Consider the following 23,277-nt stretch of genomic DNA (forward strand, 5'->3'; position numbering starts at 1 on the left):
AATCTGGAGGAAACAGTTAGAGAATCTCCAGGTTCTGAGGATATTTATCTTAAGGAAACTCCAAATTTGATGATGTTAGAAGTGATGTGAATTGAAGAAAATCGTAATAATCGGTGCAGGCGGGCACTCAAAAGTTGTTCAAGATATTGTTGAAGCAATGGGTGAATATCGGCTCATGGCTATTTTAGATGATCAATACGAAGTGCTGAAAAGAAAGGGAAATGTATATTTTGGCCCCATCTTAAGCTATAGAAGGTTGTTTATTCATTTTGAATGTAAGGTAATTATTGCGATAGGCAGGAACGATTTAAGATTTAAAATCGTAAACGAGCTGAATTTAGATGTAATGGATTATGAGACAGTCATTCACCCCACTGCTGTAGTGGGCAAAAATGTCTCGATAGGTAAAGGAACGGTCATTATGCCTAATGTCGTCTTGAACGCAGGCGCGAGGGTGGGGAATCACGTCATTGTTAATACGTCTTCAGTTATTGAGCATGATACCCATCTTGATGACTTTATCCATATAGCACCAAGTGCAACACTGACAGGAGCTGTCAAGGTTGGAACTGGTACCTTGATGGGAGCTGGTTCTACGGTCATACCAAGCATAACGATAGGGGAATGGTGTACGGTTGGAGCCGGGTCAACCGTCATTAAAGACATTTCTGATGCATCTACAGCTGTGGGGTCCCCAGCTAGGATAATAAAATAAGGAGTGTGTGGGATGGAGAATAAAAGATTGTATCTTTCGCCTCCTCATATGAGTGGGAATGAACAAATGTACATTAGCCAAGCGTTCGAGACAAATTGGATAGCGCCACTGGGACCGAACGTAAAAGCTTTGGAAGTGGAATTTGCCAAATATGCAGGCACTAAGGGGGCATTGGCAGTAAGTTCAGGAACTGCGGCCATTCATTTGGCATTGCAAGTATTGGGAGTCACTAGTGGTGATACCGTATTCTGTTCTTCATTAACTTTTATAGCCAGTGCAAATCCTATCATCTATCAAGGGGCGAAGCCTGTCTTTATTGATTCCGAATCTGATACATGGAATATGTCACCTAAGGCATTGGAACTGGCTTTGGAATACGCTAGGAAAAAGGGGGAAATTCCAAAAGCCGTCATTTTGGTCCATCTATTTGGACAGAGTGCAAAGGTGGATGAGATCAAGAGCATTTGCGGGAAATATAAGGTTGCTTTAATAGAGGATGCGGCAGAATCCCTTGGTGGCACTTACAAGGGGAAGCAAACAGGAGCGTTTGGAGATATAGGGATTTATTCGTTTAATGGAAATAAAATCATAACAACTTCCGGTGGGGGCATGCTGGTTTCAAATAACGAGGAATTTTTACATAGGGCTCTCTTTCTATCTACACAAGCACGTGATTCAGCGCTTCACTATCAGCATAGCTCGATTGGATATAACTATCGTTTAAGCAATATTCTAGCTGGAATCGGTCGTGCCCAACTAGAAGTATTGGATGACCGTGTAAAAGTTCGGAGAGAAATTTTTGATCGGTATAAAAAATCATTGGGAAACATACCTGGCATTACCTTCATGCCTGAGTTAAAAGATACGATGGGGAATCGCTGGCTTACCGCATTAACAATAGACGACAAAATCAATGGAGTGCGATACATTGACGTGATTAATGCGTTAGAAGCAGGAAATATTGAGTCCAGACCAGTATGGAAACCATTACATTTACAGCCTGTCTTTAAAAATGCAGCATTTTTTACAGAAAGCGGGGATAAAAGCATTTCAAGTATGTTATTCGAACAAGGTTTATGTTTGCCGTCCGGTTCGGGCATGACATTTGAAGATCAAGAGCGGGTCGTGGCAATTGTTAAGGAAGTACTTGAACCGTCTAAAATAGCCCGATGATCCTTTCGCCGTGTGATACGAGTTAATTCATTAAAGGAACTGTTCAATGCTGTTACATTGAGCAGATGAAATAAAGCACGCTTTAAAAGAAACCTTCCTTACAATGAAAAGGAGGCAAACCAAAATATGAGAATTACATTTAAACAGATTTATCAAGATATCGACAATCTAGTATGTTTATCCAATAAACGAAATGGTTTGAATTTCAGAGAGATTGAGCTTACAAGAAAAAGACTAGTTGAAAATATAAAAGCGATAGAGCTGCATACCATCATTTATGATAAGGAAGATCCTGGGTAAAAAACTCTTGAACATCTTTTGATTTTTGGCAGCCTTTTTAAATCTACATTAGAAATGAGCGTGCTTATGAAGATAGGTGATAAAGTGATTTATAAATCAAGAGAATATAAAATTATTTACATCTATAGAAATGATTTAAAAGTCGAGCTTCTTTCCTTTGATGCTAAGCATGAGAAATTCGAATTAGCACATATATCCCATTTGATAAAGACTGCCCCCGCTTATGTAGAGAATCCACAAAAGGGGTCACATTATGGAAATTGATGAGTGACGGTTGTTGAATAGAATGGCAGTTGAGACACCCGCCTGGAGGTTGGTCAGGCTGTCGAGAAATTCTAGACAGTCTTTTTCTTTCCTTTGTTATATTTTTTTCACCGTGATGTTTGGGGTTATAACATCAACATAAAAAGACGATTTATCTTTCAATATTCTATTGAATCTTGTTAGGGAATGTATAAAACCCATGAATAAATGTGTCCTTCCTCTTCAGTATAGAAGACTTCTATGAATTTTTAACTTCTCCTTCGGATTCATTACAAGGGCATTGCCTTTGAGGAGTTGCTCAAAAAAAATAGTAACACTGCATTCTTTTAAAGTGTGCTCTCTTCAAATCCTCTATAAAAGAATGAGGTGTTTTTTTGTCAAGAACAAATGAAAGCTTTAAAGAAAACCATGATTGCTTAACGATTGATCTTGCGAAAGTAATTGTTTCTAAAATGAAATGCCTCATTGCTAATTTGGGGTTTATTACTAACTATATTTATCGTTTTAAACCTTACAACTATACAAAGCTTGTTGATAGTATTCGATGTCTTCAAAAATAAGTTTCAAAAATTGATTTTCCCGTACCGCATATGAAACGTCACTGGAATAAAATTATGGTAAATTTGGGTAGTAAGTAGTGCGTATTTTCTGTTAATTTTAAAAAAAGTGTGTGAAAATTATAAATGTTAGGCATTAATACTCAACATGAATATTAATAGTTTTAATAAGAAGATATGAAAATCAATAAAGTTAAAGGTGATTGTATGAATCGATTTAATGATCGTTATTCAAAACTGCTGTATCATTTGTTTTATGAAGATAACTGGTGCAGTTTAACGGAACTATCCAAAAAAACAGGCTATTCGAAAAGCACATTATGGCGGGATATATTACATATGAGTTCAAATCTTCCACCTGAATGGAAAATCGAAAAGAATGAAGTTCAGGGCGTAAGATTATTGAAACCTAAACACGGCACCTTGGAAGAACTTTGGTTTCATCTGAAAAGTGAAAATACCTATTTTCAAACCTTGGAATTAATTCTTTTTAACAATGGAGTGACGATAAAGTATATTACTCAAAAAGTGCATATCAGTCGCTCCACAGTGTACCGACAGTTAGAGAAAATAGAAGAGGTATTAAAAAATGCCGAAGTTCAATTATCAAATAGTCCGTTTAAAATTGTTGGTGATGAAAAAAAGGTAAGGCGATTCATCATGCAGTATGTAGAGTATATGTCAGGCAATTTAAACGATTTTATTACATCTTTTAATCTTAAGGATTTTCAAGACACTCTACTGGAGCTATTGAAGGAACATACAACCTCTTTACACATGGGTGCCATTCAAAGACTAGCGATAATCCTACATATCTCTAACATTCGAATAACCCACAATTGTTTTGTGACATTCCCAAAAGTTGTTATAGATGAAAATGAAAAATCCAAAGCATTTGATATATCAAAGAAACTATTCAAATTCATGGTGAAATGTCCAAATAGGGAGAAACAGATTCGGGAAATTTTATTTTTTTCCTTATATCTAATGAGCGAAGAAATGTCTTTAAATCGTACCCAAGAGCTTCGTTACATTCGTTCCAAAATTAATTCGGATAGCGGTAAGCCTCTAAGTCAATTTTTAAGTAATTTATCAACGAAAATTGGGTTGGATGTTTCCCAGGATGATATTTTTATGTACGAATTTGCGCAAACTCTTCGTGGGATATCGTTTGACTTTCAGTTAATAACGGATACAAGGATAAATAATATTTTACAGTTCGTTCCTTATTTTGAAAATAATCTGTTATTCGGAATTATTGAAGATATAGCACAATGTATATCAGATGAATTTACTATTTCTTTTGAAAATATAGAAATATTGGAAATATTCATGTTGGTCCAAGCTTCAATTTTAAGAAAACAAAACCAAATGGTTATAGAGACTGCATTAATTTGTCGTTCATATGTAGAGAAAGATTATATTCGTGAGGTATTAAAACATCATTTCGGAAACAAGCTAAATATTTTTGTAATGGATTTTTCCGATATAGATTCACTTTTTAGAAAAAACGGGTTTGATATCTTAATAACCACAGATTTAGGGCAGCTAATTAATATTGAACACATTCCTGTATATAAAGTTTCTTCGTTTCCAACTCCTTCCGAATTAAAAGAAATCAAGATGTTCACTCGAAAGAATTTCATTGATAGGTATGGTTTAAATCCTAATATTTTATATCCATTTGAAGAAGACATTGATTGAGACCAGTCTTAAGGCATTTATTCACTTTGTATTTTACCCCCCTGATAATGAGCAGTAATATGCAGCTAATAAACTACCTCGTCATTAAGCCTGGGTCATTTCTTTTTTCTCCAAAAGGAGAAGGTGAAACGCATTACTTATCTGACAGAGTTTAAGGTTGATAATTTACTAAAGATAAGGGAGCCCCGAAATGACCAAAGCGAGAACGCCATACATTCACTTCTCAATTTAAACCACAGATCATTCTCTTGAATTTTAAAATATGAAATGATGCCTTCTAAAATCGGCTATTTCCCTTCATTTGGAGCTTATAAAACACGGTTTCCAAAACTGGGGATCGGAAGCAGGTCAATGTTTTTACTTCGCTAACTATAGTCTAAATATCTAAGTTCACCCACCATGCTAATTTTGGATAAACACAGGGTGACCTTGATGGGAGGGTCTCTTTTCGGGATGGAGTCACTTAAGGATTTGGCGGATCAAGAACTGTCGTATTGCTCTCAGTGGCTGCTAAGAAAAATGGCCCCGGTACAATACCGGGGCCATAGCCGTTTAACCTTTTATATCTTCTCAGAAATGACTGGTTTTATTGAGTAGTTACATATTCATTATTTCCTGCACGCATTCCAACAATGAAAATAAGTGCCGATATTGCGGCCAACATCAATAAGGGAACTGTCCAGCTATGTGTAATGTCATGAAGCAATCCGAATAATACTGGTCCAATGGCAGCTAAGAGGTACCCGAATGATTGAGCCATTCCTGATAATTCCGTCGCCTCATGGGTGCTTTGTGTTCGGAGACTAAAAAACATCATGGATAAACTGAATACGGTTCCGACTCCAATTCCAATCAATATCATGCATACTGGTATGAACAGAGTGCTTCCATATAATATGCCGAATATCCCTGCGATAAGGAAGACGACAGGCGGGACCACTAATAGACGCTGACTTTGTAGGCGGCCAGCTAAAATTGGCACAAGGAATGTTATGGGAATGACGGCAAGCTGCATGATGGATAGCATCCAGCCGGCCTCATCAGCGTTCAGGCCTTTTTGCTCCAGGATTTCCGGCATCCAGGTAATTACTGTATAGAAAATAAACGATTGTAATCCCATGAAGAATGTTATCTGCCAGGCTAATCCAGAACGCCATAAGTTAATCTTTTTATCCTTTTGTGCTGTTTGTACATCCTTACCTGACTTGAATGGCCGTCTTAATTGCGGCATCCATAAGAAGACTGTAATAAGTGATAAGATTCCCCAACATCCAAGGGCACCAGCCCATCCCAATCCCGATGAAGAAGCAAGGGGAATGCTGATCCCGGAACCTATTGCGCCACATAAATTCATGGAAACAGCATAGGTTCCTGTCATCAAACCGATATTCCTGGCAAAGTTATGCTTAATCAGACTGGGTAACAATACATTGCCGATTGCAATGGCTAACCCGATTAAAATGGTCCCTATGAACAATGTCGGCACTCCGCCAGCTGAGCGTACCCCAATCCCGATTGTTAATAATATCAAGGAAAGGAAAAGTGTGAGCTCCATTCCAAAACGCCGTGCTATCCTAGGTGCAAATGGTGATAATAAAGCGAAAGAAAGCAGAGGCAATGTCGTTAATGAACCTGATAATGTATTGGATATCCCCAAGTTATCGCGGATCGAAGTGACAAGGGGACCAACAGATGTTAAGGGAGCCCTAAGATTTGCCCCAAGAAGAATGATTCCGATGATGAGTAGTCCAACCTTGGGTTTAATATCCATTTTTGTTTGTTCTAGTTGATTTGCCGCTTGATTAATGCCCATAATCTTCTCCTTACTTACTCTAAAGATTTTTTGAATTGTGCAATGTATTCATTCACTGTTTCGATTGCCCGGTTCGCATCTTGTTCGATGATGGCATCTACAAGATTGCAATGAATGTTCAAATGAAAGTTCACATCAGAACTCATCTCCACTATCTGATGGATGGATTCATTCAGGGAGTGTTCCATATGTTCGTACAAATCAATCAATAAATCATTATGTGATGAGGCCATAATCGATTTATGTAACTGTATATCGGCTTCTTCGTAAGCCTTGATATCCTTTGCCCCGGCAGCTTTACTGCATGCTGATATATGAAACCGCAATCGATCTATATCTTCTTGATTACGTCTTAATGCCGCTAACTGAGCTCCCTCTCTTTCAAGGGCATGACGGACCTCTAACGTTTCTAATATACTTGACTGCTGGATCCTTCTTTCAAATGCAGCCCCCAAGGCACTTGATGACCTTACGAATGTTCCTTTTCCTTGTTTCGTTACTAAAAGACCTGCATAAACAAGTGATCGTACAGCTTCTCTTAATGTATTTCTGCTTACATCGAACTGTTGGATCAAATCCATTTCAGGGGGGATTTGATTTCCAATTTTCCATTCACCTGATTCGATTAACGATTCGATTTGGGAAACGACTTGCTCTACAAGTGATAAGCGATTTGTTTTGGATATGGTCAAAATACACACCTCTAATTTGTAGGATGATTGGTTCATTGGTTATTTTAACATATGTATATTGAAAATGGAGCAAACGGGGTATTTTAAATCCAAATTTGTTTCCGTTTTATTCTTCAGAAAAAAGTTGCAGTTGATTTCAGAAATCCGCTCCCTTTCCGCCGACTGTCTGCCAATCCTCATCAAAGCAAGCGGCTGTGGAGTCTCGACTAGCCAGTTTTATTCGGCAGGGGTGTCGCAAATTTCTTCAATTCAAAGAGGGTTTGATCCCAAAGGGCATAACCCAAGTTTGTTTTAAAATCATGGTTAGGGGTGAGACCATTTCTATTGATGGAACCGCCAGACTGTAGACAAATTTAAAGAACCGCCAGTTGGCCTATAGTTTTAAAAAACATTCAGGTGATTGAAACGGAAGGTACGAGACTCCTGCGGGAAAAGCGAGTGCAAGGGAGACCCCGCAGGTGCAAAGGCGCCAAGAAGGCTTCCGGACCGCCGGGTTCCCTACGTTCCAATCGACGTTCAAATTGTTCTAGCACTAAAAAGACTGTAGGCAAACTCGACTTTCATCGAGTTTGTCTACAGTCTCAAATCCTCTATTAAAATTAAGAGGGGTTATAATATTTCTATTTTTTTCGTTTGACAATAAAAGAGAGAAGGATGAATATTGCTAACGTGACAAGACAAACTGTGGTCCCAATGATGTTTTGCTTATTAAAGATAAATGCCAAAAAGATAATGCTTAAAGCAGTGATGGCTAATATAGTTGTATATGGGTACCATTTTACCCGGAAACCTGGTTTACCAGTGTATTGATTACGCAGCTTCAATTGCGCGGAACAAATGCTGATCCATAATAATAAAACTGTGAATCCAGGAATGGCCATAAGGTAGCTTAAAATCAGGTCGGGAGTCAAATAGGATAAAAATACACCAGCCAATATACATAATGTAGTTAAAAATATACCATTAAGCGGGATACCCTTTTTGGTTGTTTTTAAAAATGCCTTAGGCGCTTCCCCATTCTGGGAAAGAGTGAACAATGTCCTTGAGGTAGCGTATATACCTGAATTTGCAGCTGATAACACAGCGGTTAAAAGAACGAAATTCATAATATCGGCTGCTCCGGGAAGACCCGATAAGCTGAAAACCTGAACGAAAGGACTTACTTCAGTGCTTACCTGGTTCCAAGGTATTACCCCACAAATAATAAGTATCGGCAAGACATAGAAAAGAATCACCCGCCATACTGTTCCTTTAATTATTTTTGGTATGACCCGCTGACTATCTTTTGTTTCCGTGACGGCTACACCAATTAATTCTGCGCCCCCATATGAAAACATTACCACTAAAAGTGCACTTAACATTCCGTCAATTCCTTTTGGGAAAAAACCACCATGTTCCGTGTAATTAGAAAATGAAGCCGAACTAGGAAAAAGTCCTAGCAGGATCAAAGCTCCTAAAATAATAAAGGCAATTAGGGTTATTATTTTAATTCCCGCAAACCAAAATTCGAGTTCTCCATAGTATTTTACTTGAAATAAATTAATTCCTATAATTACCGAAGCGCAAAGTATGCTTAACAGCCATAATGGCACTGTAGGAAACCAATATTGTAGAAAACTGCCGGCAGCGACTATTTCTACAATGATTACGATAATCCAATTAAACCAATAGAGCCATCCGACTATGAAGGATAGTTGAAACCCAAAAGCTTTATTAATGAGATGTTGTACGTTCAAATTAGGAAAAGCGGTTGCCATCTCTCCTAATGCGGCCATTACAATAAATAACAACAGCCCCCCAATTATATAGGCTATTACAACACTTGGACCTGCCATATTTAATGTATCGGAACTCCCCTTAAAAATCCCTGTTCCTATCATTCCTGCTAAAGCAATGAACTGGACATGCCGCGGCAATAGGCCCTTTTTTAAATCTTGATGAGTCTGCTCCATTTTATTCATGCCTTTCATTCATTATTTTAATAAAATAGTCTATAAATAAAACTAAAAAGTTCTTCTATTATTGAACGCTTTTCCGTACTAAAGTAACTATATTAATATATCATGAATCGGAAAAATGTCAATTTAGGCAGGTGAATTGGAATAGACTCCTAATCAGAAAAGAAGGAGTAGTCTTTATTATCTAAAAATATTTGGAATTTATGAAATGAATCAAACGAAAAGCAAACTGATAGGTGATTTTTTTGGGTATGTAGATGGGTTACACGTTAACCATACTTATACGACGATGGCACAGTTGTTATTAACTAAGCAGATGATAAAAACGGACAAGTGGCGTATGGTCAGCGATGATGATATGGTTTTGAAAGCAGCAACTAAGAAGGCTTTTTCAAAAGAAGAGCACAGTTTAAATAACTGTGCTTTTTTTATTGAAATATACTAAAATCACCGCAAAACTCGGTGCAAATAGTAGTACATAATAACATACATTTTTTAGAACTAATAAATCGTTTGAGACAGGTATCAGAACCGGTTACTTTCAAGGTCGGTTTTCTTCAATATAGGAAAATCTAACGAGACTATCCGTTCTCATATAAAAAGAGAATAGGGGCCGGCTGTAGGTTTTCCGTTTCTTGTATCGGTTCAATTTCACTTATAAATTCCAAAAAACCGGTATATACCTGCGAGGCCATCCCTAAATAGTGCAATTCAGTGTGGATGATTCCATTCTGTGGTGAATGGAGCATATACATATTTTCATCCCTCCTTTCTAAAAAGAATAGGCCAGCCTGTTATAGGAGTTAATCGAACCAATATGAACGTTATTTTTATTTGAGATCTTTCATAATACTTCAAAAATTGGATGCTCCAGGGTCGAAGGCTTCTGCATCCCTTTCTTCTATCACCATGCGCAGTCCATTCTTTGGTCTGAGTGTAAGGGCCGGAAGGGGGGTTACTTCATGATGGTCAGGAGCAAGCTTTATCCTATACCGCTTTGCAATGCAGGCCAGGACAAGCACCGCTTCCATCATGGCAAAATGATTGCCAATACAAACCCGAGGTCCTCCGCCAAATGGAAAGTAAGCGAACGCAGGCAGGCTTTTCAAAAAGTTATTTTCAAATCGCTCTGGAATAAATGATTCAGGTTGATCAAAATACTCTGGATTATGCTGCATCACGTAAGAACTTATTAGAATCATATCGCCTTTTTTGAAGCGATATCCTCCTATTACGACATCCTCCGCCACATCACGGGATAAAATATACGATGGCGGATAAACGCGAAGTGTTTCATGAATGATATTTTGAGTGTATGGTAATTTCATGAAATCTTCAGCCTTGGGTGTCCGGTGACCGATAATGCTATTCACTTCACTGAAAAGCTTGGATTGAACTTCTGGGTGTTTCGAAATTTCATACAGTGCCCAGGAAAGAGCAGTTGCTGTCGTTTCATGACCGGCAAGAAAAATAGTCATTAATTCATCACGGACCTGACGGCTTGTCATACCCAATCCGTCTTTGTCATCACGGGCGTCTATCAGGATTCCAAGCATGTCTTCATGTTTTACTGTGTCGTTCTTCCGTTTTTCAATTATGCCGTAAATCACTTTATCAAGCCTTTGTATCGCCTTTTTATATTTACGGTTGATTTTAGTCGGTACCCATAATGGCATACGAAAAATCTTTCTCATCCTTTTGACTGTTATTCTTAATGCGGTTTCCAGCGGTTTTCCAACAATTTCATACCCACCCTTGAATTCCATGCTGAACATGGTCTTGCTGACTATCCCGAGAGTGATGTTCATCATATCCTTCGTTATAATCCGTTCATCATCATGTTGCCAAGTTGATATATAATCCATTGTGGTATCAATCATATCCTGGGCGTATTGGCTAATATGAGTCTTTTTGAAAGAGGGTTGGATAAGCCTTCTCTGTCGCATATGAAAGTCTTTTTCGCTTGTAAGTAGACCTTCACCGACAAGCGGTTTTAAAACATTGAAGTCCTTGGATTTGACGAAGGATTTTTGTTTTGTTACGAGTATTTGTTTTATTAAATCAGGATTTAAAATGTGATAAACATTATGGAATGGTCCAAAACGGAATTTAGCGACTTCCCCATATTCCTTGGCCAATCGGGTCAGAAAGCCAATGGGATCAGTTTGAAACTCCTTTGTATGTCCGGAAATCAGCCTTCCTTTTGGAACCTTTGGAGAAGTGCGGTAGACATCATCAGCGTGGCTCAATGTAGTTTTTCCCCTTTCTATAAAATAATTACATGTAATCATTCTATGAGGATAAGCTAAAACGGTTTGGACAAGTTGTTATAGAAAGGGGAAATATTTCTATGGGGAAAATAAAGTTTCATAAGTTAGCAAAAAAAACTCTGGATGAATAGAGCCAGAGTCTTTCATGAACGCTTTGGATTAATGATGTGGGATTCAAGTTCTTTCTTGATCGTCCCCATGCAGGAAACGATCATTTTTTTCATTAATGGGCCCGCCAAATTGTGCATTGATTTCCTTAACCACTTGATCTAAAAAATCATCGGATATTATTGGAGTATTAGTTTTTTTGTGCATGTGTTTTTCAACAGCCCTTTCTGGAAATCGTCGTTAGGATCAATAATGAAGGATACGTTATCAACATAACCTCCCTGATTAAAAATTATTCTTTCTATGTCGAACATTTTCACTTGCTTTTACATTTCACGGAAGCGTTTATAATAAACAGTTATATTTTGCTTAGAGATTATGGTAAGGGATATGTTAGTGGATCATTTTACAACCAAAGGCGTGAACCCGAAATAGCCCAATCACCTCTAGGTAATTGGGCGGGGGTATATTAATTTCATTAAGGGAACAGCTGCCTTAAATATGTTATTAGCTGATCACGAAGTTCAGGTCGTTTCATGGCGAAATCTAATGAAGCTTGGAGGAAGCCGAATTTATCGCCGACGTCATATCGATTTCCTTCGATGATATACGAGTATAATGGTTCCTTTTCTAACAAAAGGTCTAAAGCTTCGGTAAGCTGGATCTCCCCCTTCCGATCGGGCTGTACGGTTTCAAGGATTTCAAAAATCGCAGGTGATAAAATATATCGGCCAATAATCGCCTGTGTTGATGGTGCATCCTCCACTTTTGGCTTTTCCACCAAGTTTCTTACCAGAAATAAATCCTCATATCGTTCTTGGAAATTTACGATCCCATACTTGGAGACATCTGCAGGTGACACTTCCTTACATCCGATAATACTCGTACGAACCTTGTTATACTGTTCCATTAACTGCTTCAAAGCTGGAACCTGGCTATCCACGATATCATCCCCTAACAGGACGGCAAAAGGTTCGTCTCCGATAAAAGTTTTGGCACATAAAACCGCATGCCCCAGACCTAAAGGTTCCTTTTGTCTTACATAGTGGATATCCACCATGTTGGAAATGTTCTCCACGATGTTAAGCAGATCATTTTGACCTTTCATTTGCAGAAGCATTTCAAGTTCAATTGATTTATCGAAATGATCTTCAATAGCACGTTTGTTTTTACCCGTAACGATGATAATATCTGTAATCCCTGATTGTACCGCTTCCTCGATAATATATTGAATGGTCGGCTTATCGACAATCGGCAGCATTTCCTTTGGTTGAGCTTTCGTGGCAGGTAAAAATCGTGTTCCTAAACCGGCTGCTGGAATCACCGCTTTCTTTATCATAGCCCAGCCCCTTTTTAAGGTTCTTTAATATGCTTTTTGTTCTACCCTTCATTTTATGTGGTCATTGGTTGACCTATTTCAAAATAGGTTAAAATAAATCCCTGAAATAGAATAGATTTACCTTTGAAGCAAATATTATGGATATATGAATTTGGTCAAGAGGTGTATATTTTGCCAATTGAAAATCAAGAGAGAGTTCAAATCCTTTTTGCCTTACTCGTCATTGTTTTATATCTTTCTCCTTTATTCATCCTTGGGGAAAATGCGCATATTCGCGTACATGATAATTTGGATTCCAACCTTGCCTGGTATAAAGTCCTTTCAGAAAGCGGTGAGTTATTCGGTGCAATAGACGCCAAAGTTCCCCAGATTATGAATGGGCTGCCCCGAAATGCTTTTGGCAGTGAGTTCAGTATTATCGTGTGGCTTTATGCTCTTTTTCCGACAATGGTTGCATATGCAATAAGCCAGGCATTAACAAGGTTTATTGCATTCTTTGGTATGTATATCCTATTAAAGAAACATTTGATTACAGGAAGCCGATCAGGCTGGATTAGGGTTGGAACATCCTTAGCCTTTGCCCTTACCCCATTTTGGCCATCGGGAATGCTCAGTACACTTGGGATGCCGCTTGCACTTTGGGCTTTTTTGAATATTCGCAGCAAGGACCATTCTTGGAAGAATTATTTGGTCCTTACACTTTTACCGCTTTATTCAAGCATCGTGCTTGGCTTTTTCTTTTTCCTTGTTGCAATGGGGTTTCTATGGCTAACGGATGTGATCAGGAGAAAAGGGTGGAATATAACGTTTCTTCTTTCAATCGTGTATATGACCGTCATTTTTGGAATGGTGGAGTATCGTTTGGTCGCTTCATTCATTTTTGATTCGGAGCCAAACAGCAGAGATGAATATTTTCACGCAAGGCTGCCCCTCGATTGGGTCATTAAGCTTACATTCAAAAATTTCGTTCTTGGCCATACGCATGTCATGACTGTACATGCGCTTATCATCCTGCCGATTACCATCTTTGCCCTTTATATTATTCTGACCAAAAAACTGTGGAGACAGGAAAAGGTATATGTTTTTTTATTTTGCTTGAATTTTATCCTCTCAGCATGGTACGCATTTTGGTTTTATAAAGGCTGGCTTCCTTTAACGGAAAGGTTTCACACTCTGGATACCTTTAATTTTGCAAGATTTCACTTTTTAAGGCCGATGGTAATATACGTGGGGTTTGCCCTCGCGGTAAAAATCATTTGGGAACACAGCGATTATGCTAAGAAAACCCTTTCTATTTTCATCGCCGTTCAAATTATTGTCTTAATGGGTTTCAATGAAGAAATCACTCATAATAAAAAACCTTCTTTTAAAGAGTTCTATTCAGAAAGCCTTTTTCAGGAAATAAAAGATCATATTGACCTTCCGCAGGAAGAATATCGTGTTGCCAGCATTGGGCTGCATCCCGCAATTGCTCAATTTAATGGATTTTACACGCTAGATAGCTATAACAATTTCTATCCGCTTACTTACAAACATCAATTTCGTCAAATAATTGAAAACGAATTGGCTAAGAATAAAAACATCAGAATCTACTTTGATGAATGGGGAGGACGTTGTTACCTATTTACCGATGAGCTTGGGAAGCATTATATGTTCAAGAAAAGCTCGAAGAAAGAGCTGAAAAATTTAGACCTTAATATGGATGCGTTTAAAGGATTAGGTGGCAAGTATATATTTTCTGCCCTACCAATCAAGAACGCGAAGGAAAACGGATTGGTACTAGATAGGATTTTCACGAAAAAAGGAAGCGTGTGGAAAATTTATTTATACAGAGTCATGTGAAAAGGGGGGAATAGAGTGAATTCACCGATACTAACGATTGTTGTACCTTGTTATAACGAAGAAAGCGTATTGCAGGATACCATTACCCAACTTTGTGGATTGGTGAGGGGGTTAGTCGAAGAAAACGTTGTTTCTGGTCAAAGTAAAATCCTATTGGTTGATGATGGAAGTAAAGATCAAACATGGAAGATCATTTATAAGGAAACGATTAATAATGAACTTGTTCGTGGACTAAAGCTTTCCCGGAATGCAGGACATCAAAATGCACTTCTGGCAGGATTGTTTACAGCCAAAGAAGCCTCGGATTGTGTGATTTCCATTGATGCAGATTTACAGGATGATATTCAAGTCATCCCTGAATTCATTCGAAAATTCAATGAAGGGTGTGAAATTGTATACGGTGTCCGCCAGAAAAGGGATCTTGATTCATTTTTTAAACGAACATCTGCAACTGGTTTTTATAAAATGATGAACAAGATGGGGGTTAACCTTGTCTATAATCATGCCGATTTCCGGCTAATGAGTAAGAGGGCGATCGCGGAGTTGGAACGATTTGATGAAACGAATCTTTTTTTACGGGGGATCGTACCGCTCATTGGGTTTAAGACGGACTCTGTTTATTATGACCGAAAAGAAAGATTGGCTGGGGAAACGAAATATCCATTTAAGAAGATGGTTGCTTTTGCGCTTGATGGCATTACTTCCTTTTCAGTTACACCGATTCGGCTTGTATTATGGCTAGGATGTCTTTCCTTTTTCATTAGCTTACTCTTTGGGTCTTACTTTTTATGGTTAAAGTTTTATGGGCAGACCGAAACTGGATGGACCTCATTAATCACCTCCATATGGTTGATCGGTGGACTACAGTTGATTGCTGTCGGCTTGATTGGGGAATATATCGGTAAAATCTATAATGAATCCAAACGCCGGCCTAAATATATAGTTGATCTGGATCTATTTAATCCGCTCGATTTAAAAAAACGGGAGCAACTAGACAATGAACGGAACAGTATTGAAAAACTATCTAAAACACACTAACTCCTTTATCCGCTTTTTATTGGTTGGGATAGTCAATACAGCGCTTGGACTTTCCATCATGCTTTTTCTCATGAATGTTCTTGAATTCTCTTACTGGGTCTCCACCTTTATCGGTAATGGTACGGGAGCTGTAACGAGTTTTCTTTTGAACAGAACTTTTACCTTTAAAAGCGATATAGAATGGCGGAGAGGAGTTGCACGTTTCTTTTGCGTCATCCTGATTTGTTATTCCGCCGCATATTCTTTAGGCCAAGCTATTGCAGAATCAATGGAAGGATCCGTTCATTTACCCATTCAACAAAATGTGGCTGTGCTGATAGGAGCAATTTTTTACACAGTTCTTAACTATATTGGCCAGAAATATTTTGTCTTTAAAAAAAGCAATTTGAGACCAATTCAAGAAGGAAGGAACTAATTAGGGTGGATCAGTGGGATAATGCCCCCGGTTGTACGAATAAAGGGGAATCGAAAAGCGAAAAGCGAAAATCAATGCAAGTTTAATGATTCAAGCTGGGGGCAGATTGTTACTATTCGTCCTTCACGATCTCCATGTGGCGATCATTTTTTCCTTTTTCTGACCATCTTTTGTTCATTGACTCCTTGATTTTTTTCTTTTTAGACGTTTACTTACCTTCTTTCCTCCCTTCGAACCATGTGTTTGCATGACTTATGTTATATACGTCAAGAACAAAACTACACCTACAAAGATTATTCTATTAATGTGCAAAATTTTCATTTACTTTTTCATTTCACGGGAGTATGATAATCAACAGTTTCATATTTCTAAATCGCTTAAACCTTATGGTGCGGGGGACCCGTTATTGGGATTGTTACTACAATCCAAGGGGTGAATCCTTTCAAGGTAGGGCTACTCTTAGGTCCGAATCCGACAGCTAACCTCGTAAGCGTTATATGAGAAGGAAGGTGGAGCTTGTTAGACAAAAAAATTAATGTCTACAGGTCTATTTAGCTATGACTTGTAGGCATTTTTCTATTTCGTCTTGTTTTTTGCTACAGCTGGGTAACATAAACTTATAAATTAAATATGGTGGTGAATTCTTGATGTTATCTTCTATAAAGAGGTTCTTGATTGGGAGACCTTTAAAATCAAATGCACTTGGTGAACAAAAGCTTAACAAAACAAAGGCTTTGGCGATTTTATCTTCTGATGCTTTGTCTTCGGTTGCTTATGGACCGGAGCAAATATTAATCGTCCTTATCACGGTCGGTGCTGCGGCATTCTGGTATTCCATCCCTATCGCGATTGGGGTATTGATCCTGTTAACTGCTTTGATTTTGTCCTATAGACAAATAATTTTCGCTTATCCACATGGCGGGGGGGCCTATGTGGTTTCAAAAAACAATTTAGGTGTCAATCCAGGGTTGATAGCTGGAGGATCCTTATTGGTGGATTATATATTAACTGTCGCTGTAAGTGTTTCTGCAGGTACGGATGCCATCACGTCCGCTTTTCCTGGCCTGCATTCATATAATGTCATCATAGCCATCATTTTCGTCATTCTGCTTACAATCCTGAACCTTCGGGGGGTTACGGAGTCGGCCTCTGTTTTGGCCTATCCGGTGTACCTATTCGTTTTAGCATTGTTCATCTTGATTGGTGTCGGGATTTACAAGATTTTGACGGGTGGGGTTTCACCGGAATTGCACACGTCCATCGGGACTCCGGTAGCGGGCATCAGTTTATTTATACTGCTAAGAGCATTCGCATCAGGAAGCTCCGCATTGACAGGAGTCGAAGCGATTTCCAATGCAATCCCGAACTTTAAAGATCCAGCCCCGAATAATGCTGCGAAAACTTTAATAGCCATGGGTTCCTTACTAGCAGTATTATTTTCGGGAATCGTATACTTGGCCTATTATTTAAGCATTGTTCCAAGCGCGGAGGTAACGGTCGTCTCCCAGATTGCTGAAGAGATCTTTGGACGGAATTTCATGTATTTCTTCATTCAAGGTACGACTGCATTGATCTTGATACTGGCAGCCAATACTGGCTATTCGGCTTTCCCTCTGCTTGCGGTAAATCTTGCGAAGGATAAATTCATTCCACGGGCGTTTACGATAAGAGGGGACCGATTAGGGTATTCTAATGGAATTATCATACTGGGACTTGCATCGATCATCTTAATAGTCGCATTTGAAGGACATACAGAAAATCTCATTCCGCTTTATGCGGTAGGGGTATTCATTCCATTTACGTTGTCCCAGACCGGGATGATTGTTAAATGGATTCGCGAAAAGCCAAAAGGCTGGATGATGAAATTAACCATTAATTCAATTGGTGCCATGATTAGCTTTATCGTCACGATGATATTCTTTTTAACCAAATTTACTCAGGTTTGGCCTGTTTTGATTTTTTTACCTATCATCATTTTAATTTTTCATCGAATTAGAAAGCATTATGAAGCAGTTGGTGACCAACTAAGGATTACAACATGTGAGCCGATTTTACCAATTGAAGGAAATATCATCATTGTACCCGTGGCGGGTATAACTCACGTGGTTGAGAACTCTTTAAATTATGCAAAATCTCTATCAGCAAATCAGGTTATTGCCGTATATGTTGCTTTTGAAAGAGAAGATGAAAAGAAATTCGTGGAAAAATGGAAAAAATGGCAACCAGATGTAAGACTCGTTACACTGAATTCTTATTACAGAAGTATCATTCAGCCACTAACTAAATTTGTGGATACGGTTGAACATAAGGCTAGTGAAGCCAATTATAAAGTTACGGTGATCATCCCCCAATTCATTCCAAAGAAGGGCTGGCACAATATACTTCATAACCAATCAAGTTTACTGATTCGCGCCTACTTACTTTATAGAAGAAATGTGGTTGTTACGACTGTGCCATATCATTTGAAGAAGTAAGTTTCATTATCTAAGAAAAGAAGCAAACCTACATAAGGTTTGCTTTTTTTATAATCTTTTTAAAAAAGACAGCAGTAACTTACGCTGCCGATATTTGAGTATGAACATTCATTACCAACTCATAAATTCACAGTAACTATGAAGCCCGTACAATAAAAAGGATTTGCAGTAAGATGTGGGGATACTTCCTCTTTTAAAGCTTTAATTAATGTTAATATAAAACTTTCTCCATCATCATTATCCGTACGACAGCTGTTTGGGAAAGTGATTATTTCAAAGTCGCTGATGATTCGGAAATGGACATGCAACATCATCAACATGGTGGCTAGCATCAATCAGTATCATTAAAAAGGGCTGCGTCTGCAGCCCTTTTTGTGTTGAACACTACTTTAGGGGAAACACTTCATAAAATTACCAAGGGTCAATTCAAATAATGCGAACATATTAAGAAGACAAAATGAAATTTACTGCTTAGTTTGAACTTACATATATGGGGGTTGTAAATGGATATATTATTAGCTCTCTTGCCGGCATTATTCTGGGGAAGCATCGTTTTATTTAATGTGAAACTCGGGGGTGGACCCTATAGTCAAACACTAGGTACAACGATTGGCGCCTTGATTTTTTCAATTGGTGTTTATATTTTCGCAGATATTAAATTGTCACTCCTGGTGTTTGGAGTCGGAGTCGTATCTGGATTGTTTTGGGCTGTTGGACAAGCTAATCAGCTTAAGAGCATTGATTTAATGGGAGTTTCCAAAACCATGCCAATATCAACAGGATTGCAGCTCATTTCAACCACCTTATTCGGGGTCATAGTTTTTAATGAATGGTCTACAATGAAAGCGATTATTTTAGGCGTTTTGGCTTTAGTCTTCATTATTATAGGAATCGTCTTGACCTCCTTGGAAGATAAAGAATCGAAAGAGGGCAAGTCGGGAAACTTGAAGAAAGGAATTGTTATTCTCCTCATCTCGACATTCGGTTATTTGGTTTATGTGGTCGTAGCCCGTCTTTTTGACGTTGACGGGTGGTCAGCGTTGTTCCCTCAAGCGATAGGGATGGTGCTAGGCGGTCTGTTATTGACTTTTAAACATAAACCGTTTAACAAATATACGATTCGCAATATCATTCCGGGATTGATATGGGCTGCAGGGAACATGTTTTTATTCATATCCCAGCCCCGTGTGGGAGTGGCTACTAGTTTTTCCCTTTCGCAAATGGGCATAGTCATCTCAACTATTGGCGGGATAATCATTTTACGTGAAAAGAAAACGAAGCGCCAACTAATTGGAATTGTAATTGGAATAATCTTGATCATCATAGCTGGGATTATGCTCGGGTTGGCAAAAAGTTAATTGGAGGGTGATTAAATGTATACAGATTTAGAAGGTAAGGTCGTTGTTATAACGGGTTCATCCACTGGTTTAGGAGAAGCGATGGCCATTCGCTTTGCTAAGGAAAAGGCAAAGGTCGTGGTTAATTATCGTACTAAATTAGAGGAAGCAGATAGTGTAATGGAAGAAATCAAAACAAATGGTGGGGAAGCCATTGCAGTAAAAGGCGATGTCACCATTGAAGAAGATGTCATTAACCTTGTTCAATCAGCGATAAAGAATTTCGGGAAACTCGATATATTCATCAATAATGCAGGAATTGAAAATCCGGTTCCATCTCACGAGATGCCGTTAAGCGACTGGAATAGGGTAATCAATACCAACCTAACAGGAAATTTCCTAGGCTGCCGTGAAGCTATCAAGTATTTTATCGAGAACGATATTAAAGGGAATGTTATAAACATGTCCAGTGTACATGAGATGATTCCCTGGCCTTTATTCGTTCACTATGCGGCAAGCAAGGGCGGGGTGAAGCTGCTTACGGAAACCCTGGCTCTTGAATATGCACCAAAAGGGATCCGTGTGAACAGCATTGGTCCTGGAGCCATCGCCACGCCAATAAATGCCGACAAGCTTGAAGATCCCGAAAAGAAAAAAGATCTTGAAAGCATGATTCCGATGGGGTATATCGGAAAGCCTGAAGAAATTGCTGCGGTTGCTGCATGGCTGGCATCTTCAGAATCCAGTTATGTAACGGGCATCACTCTATTCGCTGACGGAGGAATGACAAAATACCCCGCATTCCAAGCGGGAAGAGGATGAATTTAGTTTAATTCCTCTTTTATGATGCAACAAGAATCCCAGCAGGATCATTCCTGCTGGGATTCTTGTTAAAAAAGCATTAACGAGTGTGATGATTATACCAGCTAATGAAGTTATCGACGACCGTATCGATAAACTGGACAGTCGACTCATGTGTAAGCCTGCCTTCGTTATCGATTTTGTCATGCACTGCACCAACATATACTTCATTTCCGGGAAGGAGCGGGGAGGAGATGCCTAATGCGAATAGGATCTCACGCAAATGCAATTGAGCTTTAACCGTTCCTAATTGCCCCATTGACGCACCCATGATCCATGAAGGTTTGCCGATCAAGACTTTATCGACACGTGATAACCAATCGATTGCATTGCCCAATACGCCTGGAATCGTACCATTGTATTCAGGTGTTACCCACAAGACTGCATCTGCTTCGGCCACTTTGCTTTTAAATTCTTTTACAACTAATGGAGGGTCATTTTCAATATCTTGATCATAAAAAGGTAAATCCCGAATGTTCAAGATTTCGAGATCAAACCGATCTTGATATCTAGTTTGAATATATTTTGCTAGCTTAAGGTTGTAAGACTCTTTACGAATACTTCCCACTATTGCAACAACTTTCATCTTCAATACCTCCAAGGATTTGTAATGGATAATCATGTAAATATGTTCCACTTACCTATTATAATTGGAATATAAATGAAAGGGAAAAAGGATGCTTGAGAAATAATCATTCTGCGGATCACCCTTCATTCATACCACGGTGAAAATGCTTTTCCATGACATAGCCAAAAAAGGAGGCAAGCATTTGTTGAAATAGCATGCCAAGTACAACGGGAACAGCGACGGCAGCAGGGAAATAGGCGGTTGCAAGAACGGCTCCAGCACTGATGTTCCGCATCCCCCCTGTAAATGTCAAGGTGATGATATCCTCCTTTTCCCATCTTAAATATGCACCGACCATCCAAGAAAGGGCATACCCTGAAGCAGCTATGAACAAAACCAGGAAGGCCATGATCATTAATTTCTTATCGAAATGGGTTAAGTAAGGAGCGATTTTTGAACTGTTCAATATGACTACGATTCCAACGCTTATCTTGGAAAATGGAGCTAAGCGGGGGGAAAGTGTAGATTGTATTTTCCCTTTTGTAGCCTGATTCAAGAACAAGGCAAGCATGGAGGGAAGAACGACCATTCCGATTAATCCTTTCACAATCGACCCCAAATCCATTTCGATCGAACCGCCTCCAAAAAGGGAAACACTGTAAGGAACGATGAATGGTGAGAGTAGGGTGTCGATCAAGATAATGGTTAGGGCAAGTATGGCATTCCCATTATAAATGGATACCCAGATCATACTGGTGACACCGGTTGGTATCACTACAGCCAGGACTAGGCCGGTAATTGTGAAGGCATCACCATGAAACACTAAGTGGCCGAGACCAAAAGCCCAAATAGGCATGAGCATATGAAGGATGAGCAATACTATGAAAACAGGTAAAGGGTGGGTGACAGCCTGTTGCAAAGATTTAAAGTTGGAGCCTAAACTTCCGGAGAATGTTATGAAGGCGAATATCCATGGAACAAGAAAAGTGTAATCCATTAGATGTTCGGCCAATAGTACCCCAATCACCACGCTTAACGGTGTGATGAGAGGCATGATTTTATCCATTTGTTCATTTATTGATTTCAGCATCATTCATTCACTTCCTGAGCTATTCTATTAAGTAAGTTTACCATATTCCTAAAGAAATAATTTGTAAGACAAGTAATTTGTCTATTTATTTTTTTGTATTTTTTTAAAATGATGAAAAGCATGTATTGGAAGGATAGATTTGGTGAGGGATTCATCGTTCCAAAAAGGGTTTTCCCGGTTGTGTTCATTAAAAAGAGATTTTGGCAGGTTTGTTCGATGCAACGTTGTATATTCATCGAAAAATAGTTTAAAGTAGAGGGGAGAGGTGAAAGAAATGTCAGAAAAGGTTTCCAGTATAATGTGGTTTAGTCTTGCAGTACAAGCCCTGCTTGTTCTTGCTGATCATGATGGATTATGCAATAGTAATAAATTGGCTGATAAGCTTGATTCGGAGTCCGGCTTTCTTAGAAAAATATTAAGTAATTTAGTGAAGGCAGGGCTGATTCAAGCAAAGGAAGGCAGGGATGGGGGATATTCACTTGCCAAAAATCCCGAACAAATCATTCTTGCAGATATATACGCTGCAATTAAATCCGAACCTTTTTCAAAGGGCTTTCTTGATGTGAATGATAAGAAATGCTTTCAACCATCTTCACGCGAAGCTTTATGCGGTTTAAAAAACGAGATGGAGAGCTGGATTATACAAGGCTTGGAGCAGAAAACGATTGCTGATTTACTTTCGAAATCTTAATGTGAAAAACGAAACTGACATGGTTTCGTTTTTCTTAAACTGTATTTGACAAAAGAACAGTATGCGTT

The 23,277-nt window shown here is 38.8% G+C and carries 19 protein-coding genes, 1 pseudogene and 1 riboswitch; of the genes and pseudogenes, 12 read left to right on the forward strand and 8 right to left on the reverse strand.

The genetic code is table 11. From position 1 onward, the window contains the following. The first annotated feature begins 91 nt into the window (after positions 1 to 91). The 4 genes and pseudogenes from AC3ISB_RS04435 (at position 92) to AC3ISB_RS04450 (ending at position 4,713) form a co-directional block, all read left to right on the forward strand. Positions 92 to 715, forward strand: coding sequence for an acetyltransferase (locus AC3ISB_RS04435; protein ID WP_141993022.1), 624 nt, complete (start codon positions 92 to 94; stop codon positions 713 to 715). A 12-nt stretch (positions 716 to 727) separates the two neighbouring features. Further along, entirely contained in the window at positions 728 to 1,888 is a 1,161-nt protein-coding gene (locus AC3ISB_RS04440) for a DegT/DnrJ/EryC1/StrS family aminotransferase (RefSeq protein ID WP_489275644.1), read from the forward strand. Between the two features lie 117 nt (positions 1,889 to 2,005). Continuing rightward, positions 2,006 to 2,188: pseudogene (locus tag AC3ISB_RS04445) on the forward strand (hypothetical protein); the annotation flags it as partial. A 1,028-nt stretch (positions 2,189 to 3,216) separates the two neighbouring features. Next, positions 3,217 to 4,713 carry a BglG family transcription antiterminator gene (locus AC3ISB_RS04450; protein ID WP_179891181.1) on the forward strand — a complete coding sequence of 499 codons (1,497 nt, stop codon included), beginning with the start codon at positions 3,217 to 3,219 and terminating at the stop codon, positions 4,711 to 4,713. A gap of 586 nt (positions 4,714 to 5,299) precedes the next feature. Here AC3ISB_RS04450 and AC3ISB_RS04455 read toward each other — a convergent pair. The 3 genes from AC3ISB_RS04455 to AC3ISB_RS04465 form a co-directional block, all read right to left on the reverse strand. Beyond that, positions 5,300 to 6,526, reverse strand: a complete 1,227-nt coding sequence (locus AC3ISB_RS04455; RefSeq protein ID WP_098373383.1) for a CynX/NimT family MFS transporter — start codon at positions 6,524 to 6,526, stop codon at positions 5,300 to 5,302. 14 nt (positions 6,527 to 6,540) lie between these two features. Next, positions 6,541 to 7,218, reverse strand: coding sequence for a FadR/GntR family transcriptional regulator (locus AC3ISB_RS04460; RefSeq protein WP_489275646.1), 678 nt, complete (start codon positions 7,216 to 7,218; stop codon positions 6,541 to 6,543). A gap of 620 nt (positions 7,219 to 7,838) precedes the next feature. Continuing rightward, the gene (locus tag AC3ISB_RS04465; RefSeq protein WP_098373399.1) at positions 7,839 to 9,170 is read right to left on the reverse strand and encodes an amino acid permease; all 1,332 of its coding nucleotides are present in this window, start codon (positions 9,168 to 9,170) and stop codon (positions 7,839 to 7,841) included. 214 nt (positions 9,171 to 9,384) lie between these two features. On the opposite strand from AC3ISB_RS04465, the gene AC3ISB_RS04470 reads away from it, so the two are divergent. Beyond that, positions 9,385 to 9,621 carry a hypothetical protein gene (locus tag AC3ISB_RS04470; RefSeq protein WP_489275648.1) on the forward strand — a complete coding sequence of 79 codons (237 nt, stop codon included), beginning with the start codon at positions 9,385 to 9,387 and terminating at the stop codon, positions 9,619 to 9,621. 136 nt (positions 9,622 to 9,757) lie between these two features. On the opposite strand, the gene AC3ISB_RS04475 is transcribed toward AC3ISB_RS04470, so the two are convergent. From AC3ISB_RS04475 to galU, 3 genes are all read right to left on the reverse strand, one after another. Then, complete coding sequence (locus AC3ISB_RS04475) at positions 9,758 to 9,931, reverse strand: hypothetical protein (RefSeq protein ID WP_480340024.1); 174 nt, start codon at positions 9,929 to 9,931, stop codon at positions 9,758 to 9,760. 99 nt (positions 9,932 to 10,030) lie between these two features. Next, positions 10,031 to 11,425 (reverse strand): cytochrome P450, encoded by a 1,395-nt coding sequence (locus AC3ISB_RS04480; protein WP_489275651.1) that lies wholly within the window; start codon positions 11,423 to 11,425, stop codon positions 10,031 to 10,033. Between the two features lie 607 nt (positions 11,426 to 12,032). After that, the gene (gene galU, locus AC3ISB_RS04485; RefSeq protein WP_098373378.1) at positions 12,033 to 12,893 is read right to left on the reverse strand and encodes a UTP--glucose-1-phosphate uridylyltransferase GalU; all 861 of its coding nucleotides are present in this window, start codon (positions 12,891 to 12,893) and stop codon (positions 12,033 to 12,035) included. A gap of 171 nt (positions 12,894 to 13,064) precedes the next feature. Here galU and AC3ISB_RS04490 point away from each other — a divergent pair, with 171 nt between their 5' ends. The 6 genes from AC3ISB_RS04490 to AC3ISB_RS04515 all read left to right on the forward strand — a co-directional run bounded on the left by AC3ISB_RS04490 (position 13,065) and on the right by AC3ISB_RS04515 (position 20,821). After that, positions 13,065 to 14,735, forward strand: a complete 1,671-nt coding sequence (locus AC3ISB_RS04490) for a DUF6044 family protein (RefSeq protein WP_489275653.1) — start codon at positions 13,065 to 13,067, stop codon at positions 14,733 to 14,735. Between the two features lie 15 nt (positions 14,736 to 14,750). After that, the gene (locus tag AC3ISB_RS04495) at positions 14,751 to 15,773 is read left to right on the forward strand and encodes a glycosyltransferase family 2 protein (protein WP_098373377.1); all 1,023 of its coding nucleotides are present in this window, start codon (positions 14,751 to 14,753) and stop codon (positions 15,771 to 15,773) included. After that, entirely contained in the window at positions 15,733 to 16,188 is a 456-nt protein-coding gene (locus AC3ISB_RS04500; protein ID WP_098373376.1) for a GtrA family protein, read from the forward strand. Before AC3ISB_RS04495 ends, AC3ISB_RS04500 begins: the two co-directional genes overlap by 41 nt. 364 nt (positions 16,189 to 16,552) lie before the next feature. Continuing rightward, a riboswitch (cyclic di-AMP (ydaO/yuaA leader) is annotated at positions 16,553 to 16,697 on the forward strand. A gap of 138 nt (positions 16,698 to 16,835) precedes the next feature. After that, on the forward strand, positions 16,836 to 18,662 hold the full coding sequence (locus AC3ISB_RS04505; protein WP_098373375.1) for an APC family permease: 1,827 nt from the start codon (positions 16,836 to 16,838) through the stop codon (positions 18,660 to 18,662). A gap of 503 nt (positions 18,663 to 19,165) precedes the next feature. Beyond that, positions 19,166 to 20,020, forward strand: coding sequence for a RhaT/GlcU family sugar-proton symporter (locus AC3ISB_RS04510; RefSeq protein WP_141993017.1), 855 nt, complete (start codon positions 19,166 to 19,168; stop codon positions 20,018 to 20,020). 15 nt (positions 20,021 to 20,035) lie between these two features. After that, positions 20,036 to 20,821, forward strand: coding sequence for a glucose 1-dehydrogenase (locus AC3ISB_RS04515; protein ID WP_098373372.1), 786 nt, complete (start codon positions 20,036 to 20,038; stop codon positions 20,819 to 20,821). Positions 20,822 to 20,900: 79 nt separating this feature from the next. On the opposite strand, the gene AC3ISB_RS04520 is transcribed toward AC3ISB_RS04515, so the two are convergent. Beyond that, positions 20,901 to 21,446 carry an NADPH-dependent FMN reductase gene (locus AC3ISB_RS04520; RefSeq protein ID WP_096340244.1) on the reverse strand — a complete coding sequence of 182 codons (546 nt, stop codon included), beginning with the start codon at positions 21,444 to 21,446 and terminating at the stop codon, positions 20,901 to 20,903. 118 nt (positions 21,447 to 21,564) lie between these two features. After that, positions 21,565 to 22,518, reverse strand: coding sequence for a bile acid:sodium symporter family protein (locus tag AC3ISB_RS04525; RefSeq protein ID WP_480340081.1), 954 nt, complete (start codon positions 22,516 to 22,518; stop codon positions 21,565 to 21,567). 274 nt (positions 22,519 to 22,792) lie between these two features. Here AC3ISB_RS04525 and AC3ISB_RS04530 point away from each other — a divergent pair, with 274 nt between their 5' ends. Further along, positions 22,793 to 23,209 (forward strand): RrF2 family transcriptional regulator, encoded by a 417-nt coding sequence (locus AC3ISB_RS04530; protein ID WP_076367661.1) that lies wholly within the window; start codon positions 22,793 to 22,795, stop codon positions 23,207 to 23,209. The last annotated feature ends 68 nt before the right edge of the window (positions 23,210 to 23,277 follow it).

Source organism: Peribacillus sp. GL_122 (genome assembly GCF_057835005.1).

Bases quoted from the DNA above. Each gene is read 5' to 3' on its own strand.
- AC3ISB_RS04440 (WP_489275644.1), top strand. From the start codon at position 728: ATGGAGAATAAAAGATTGTATCTTTCGCCTCCTCATATGAGTGGGAAT.
- AC3ISB_RS04450 (WP_179891181.1), top strand. From the start codon at position 3,217: ATGAATCGATTTAATGATCGTTATTCAAAACTGCTGTATCATTTGTTT.
- AC3ISB_RS04455 (WP_098373383.1), bottom strand. From the start codon at position 6,526: ATGGGCATTAATCAAGCGGCAAATCAACTAGAACAAACAAAAATGGAT.
- AC3ISB_RS04465 (WP_098373399.1), bottom strand. From the start codon at position 9,170: ATGGAGCAGACTCATCAAGATTTAAAAAAGGGCCTATTGCCGCGGCAT.
- AC3ISB_RS04470 (WP_489275648.1), top strand. From the start codon at position 9,385: ATGAATCAAACGAAAAGCAAACTGATAGGTGATTTTTTTGGGTATGTA.
- AC3ISB_RS04475 (WP_480340024.1), bottom strand. From the start codon at position 9,931: ATGTATATGCTCCATTCACCACAGAATGGAATCATCCACACTGAATTG.
- galU (WP_098373378.1), bottom strand. From the start codon at position 12,893: ATGATAAAGAAAGCGGTGATTCCAGCAGCCGGTTTAGGAACACGATTT.
- AC3ISB_RS04500 (WP_098373376.1), top strand. From the start codon at position 15,733: ATGAACGGAACAGTATTGAAAAACTATCTAAAACACACTAACTCCTTT.
- AC3ISB_RS04505 (WP_098373375.1), top strand. From the start codon at position 16,836: ATGTTATCTTCTATAAAGAGGTTCTTGATTGGGAGACCTTTAAAATCA.
- AC3ISB_RS04510 (WP_141993017.1), top strand. From the start codon at position 19,166: ATGGATATATTATTAGCTCTCTTGCCGGCATTATTCTGGGGAAGCATC.
- AC3ISB_RS04515 (WP_098373372.1), top strand. From the start codon at position 20,036: ATGTATACAGATTTAGAAGGTAAGGTCGTTGTTATAACGGGTTCATCC.
- AC3ISB_RS04520 (WP_096340244.1), bottom strand. From the start codon at position 21,446: ATGAAAGTTGTTGCAATAGTGGGAAGTATTCGTAAAGAGTCTTACAAC.
- AC3ISB_RS04525 (WP_480340081.1), bottom strand. From the start codon at position 22,518: ATGCTGAAATCAATAAATGAACAAATGGATAAAATCATGCCTCTCATC.
- AC3ISB_RS04530 (WP_076367661.1), top strand. From the start codon at position 22,793: ATGTCAGAAAAGGTTTCCAGTATAATGTGGTTTAGTCTTGCAGTACAA.